The following is a 2,504-nucleotide window of genomic DNA, read 5'->3' as shown; positions in this document are numbered from 1 at the left end:
GTAAGCGGGAAGCTGAGGCCGTTCAGGCGTTGTAGTTCCACGGCATGAGAGCATCGATTTTGCTATTTGGCCAGCCGTTGGCGATGCGCTCGAGGGTCTGTGTGAGCCATGCCAGAGGATCGACGTTGTTCATCTTGGCCGTGGTGATGAGCGTGGCGATCGTAGCCCAGGTTCGACCACCGCCGTCGGAGCCGGCGAACAGTGCATTTTTCCGTGTAATGGTTTGGGGCCTGATGGCCCGCTCGACAATATTGGAGTCGATCTCGATGCGCCCGTCGGTCAGGAAGCGCTCGAGTGTTGCGCGCCGCGCGGTGGCATAACGGATTGCTTCAGCAAGTTTGGACTTGCCGGAGATGCGCGCGAGCGCGTCTTCCCACAGATTGAACAGCTCTGCGACAATCGTGGCCGAGGTTTCTTGTCGAGCAGCAGCGCGGACAGCGGGATCCTGACCTCGCACGGTCTCTTCGACGGCCCATAGTCTGGTCATCCGCTCGATGGTCGTGGTTGCGAGCCTGGCGCTGTCATTGATGTGCAGTTCATAGAATTTTCTGCGGACGTGGCTCCAGCACCCTGCCAGCATAACGGCATCATTGCCGCGATCGGATCTGGCGAGCCGGTTATAGGCGGCATACCCATCGACTTGAAGGATACCTCGATAGTCGTCGAGATGCCGGGCAACGCAGTCGCCGGATCGGCTGTCCTCAAAGCGATAGGCGACCAGAGGCGGGCCATTGCCGCCGAACGTCCGGTCATCTCTGGCGTAAGCCCACAGATAGGCTGTTTTTGTGCGGCCGGATCCAGGCGCCAATGTTGGCAGCGTCGTCTCGTCGGCAAAGATCCTGTCGCCCTGCTTGATCAGGGCGAGAATATAACCCGCCAGCGGTTCGAGCTCAAAGCCGAGCTTGCCCATCCATTGGGCCATCAGTGAGCGATCGAGCTCCACCTTGTCACGGGCATAGATGGCCTCTTGCCGATAGAGCGGCAGGCCATCGGCATATTTTGAGACAGCGATCTGGGCCACAAGCGCTTCGGTAGGAATGCCGCTCTCGATGAGATGCGCCGGTGCCGGTGCCTGGATAACACCATCTTCGTTCTTGAACGCATATTTCGGGCGGCGGGTGACGATGACCCGGAATTTGGCTGGCGTCACATCGAGCCGCTCGGAGACGTCTTCGCCGATCAGGATCTTCTGCTTGCCCTCATGTTCGGCAAGCTCGTCCGGTTCGATCACCACCTCGATCCGCTCGAGATGCGGTGCAAAGGCTTTGCGCGGACGTGGAGTGCGTTTGACTTTGTCGGAACCGCGCGCCTTGTCGAGCTGGGCCTGGATCGCCGCGATGCCGGTTTCGATCTCGTCGAACACGAAGGCTTGTTGTTCATCACCCGCAGCATCGGAACCGAGCTTCTCCGAGCGCTTGCCGAACCGGGCGCGCTCGAGCGCCTTGAGGATCGAGGTCAGTCGCGCAATGCGCTCGGCTGCGGTCGCATTCAACGCTTTCAGACCAGCATTCTCGGCCTCAAGTGCTTCTGCCCGCGCGGCTTTTTCGACCATGGCAAGCACCATGGCTTTCAGCGCATCGATGTCGTCGGGAAGCGTGAGATCGGGCGGCGTCATGATCCCGATCAGAGCATATTTTGCCCGGAATTTCCTCCCCTTATCGCGTCCTGATTCACTCTGCCGCGGGGGTTTTATCCAACAGATTGCGGGCGTTTCACTGGCACTGACCGAACCCGCTTCCAGTCCATGCCATCAACCAGTGCCAACAACTGCGCGTGGTTGAGCTGCACCCGATTATGCCCGATCCTCGGCCAGCAGAACTTCGCCTTCTCCAGCCGCTTGGCATAGAGGCACACGCCCGAACCATCCCACCAGACGATCTTGACTCTGTCGGCTCTCTTGGCGCGAAAAACATAAAGCGCACCGTTGAACGGATCGGCGCCGGCGTCACGCACCAGAGACAACAAGCCATCCGGACCTTTGCGGAAATCAATCGGATGGCTGGCCAGGAAGACCTTCACGCCCGACGGGATCATGAAGAGCGGACCGCACGCAGCATACGCCGCAGATGCGCTTCATCGATATCCGCACCAGTTCGGATGGTGACGTCGCCAACGACGATTTCCACCACCGAAGAGACGGTATCCGCTTTGACGCGGGCCGATCCGGCCTGGGCGTTGTCCAACGTCACCAGTCCGTTGCGGATTGCCTGCCGCCGCCACCCGAACAATTGCGATGGCACAATTCCAACACGCCGGGCAATCGCCGATACGTTCGCTCCCGGCACAAGCGATTCCGCCACCGCCCGCGCCTTGATATCGTCGGACCAACGCCGCCGTGGCGTAAGCGGCGCGCCCTCCAAGCGGTCGGAAACCGCCTCGATCATATGGAAGTTTCTATCACCAGACATAGCAGCAGACATAGAAATTCACACCGAAGCTTATTGCTCCAGCATCAATACCGGCCCCTCAAAGCGCCCGCCAGATGGGGCGACCTTGGCGCTTAC

General features: G+C 60.0%; 3 protein-coding genes. All 3 read right to left on the bottom strand.

Features of this window, described 5'->3' with window-relative positions:
- Window positions 1–22: 22 nt before the first annotated feature.
- The 3 genes from tnpC to CU102_RS28175 all read right to left on the bottom strand — a co-directional run bounded on the left by tnpC (window position 23) and on the right by CU102_RS28175 (window position 2,384).
- Window positions 23–1,615: an IS66 family transposase gene (gene tnpC / locus CU102_RS28185; RefSeq protein ID WP_106714337.1), complete on the bottom strand. Its 1,593-nt coding sequence runs from the start codon at window positions 1,613–1,615 to the stop codon at window positions 23–25.
- Between the two features lie 74 nt (window positions 1,616–1,689).
- Complete coding sequence (gene tnpB / locus CU102_RS28180; RefSeq protein ID WP_106714336.1) at window positions 1,690–2,034, bottom strand: IS66 family insertion sequence element accessory protein TnpB; 345 nt, start codon at window positions 2,032–2,034, stop codon at window positions 1,690–1,692.
- Window positions 2,031–2,384 carry a transposase gene (locus tag CU102_RS28175; protein ID WP_245425630.1) on the bottom strand — a complete coding sequence of 118 codons (354 nt, stop codon included), beginning with the start codon at window positions 2,382–2,384 and terminating at the stop codon, window positions 2,031–2,033. Before CU102_RS28175 ends, tnpB begins: the two co-directional genes overlap by 4 nt.
- Window positions 2,385–2,504 lie beyond the last annotated feature (120 nt).

The sequence above is a fragment of the Phyllobacterium brassicacearum genome (assembly GCF_003010955.1).
In the GTDB taxonomy this organism is placed as follows: domain Bacteria; phylum Pseudomonadota; class Alphaproteobacteria; order Rhizobiales; family Rhizobiaceae; genus Phyllobacterium; species Phyllobacterium brassicacearum.
Note: the sequence above shows the minus strand (reverse complement) of the source record. Positions and strands in the feature narration are given on the sequence as shown.

What these genes read in the sequence shown, in the direction of transcription:
- tnpC (WP_106714337.1), bottom strand. Translation starts at nt 1,615, where the DNA reads ATGACGCCGCCCGATCTCACGCTTCCCGACGACATCGATGCGCTGAAA.
- tnpB (WP_106714336.1), bottom strand. Translation starts at nt 2,034, where the DNA reads ATGATCCCGTCGGGCGTGAAGGTCTTCCTGGCCAGCCATCCGATTGAT.
- CU102_RS28175 (WP_245425630.1), bottom strand. Translation starts at nt 2,384, where the DNA reads ATGATCGAGGCGGTTTCCGACCGCTTGGAGGGCGCGCCGCTTACGCCA.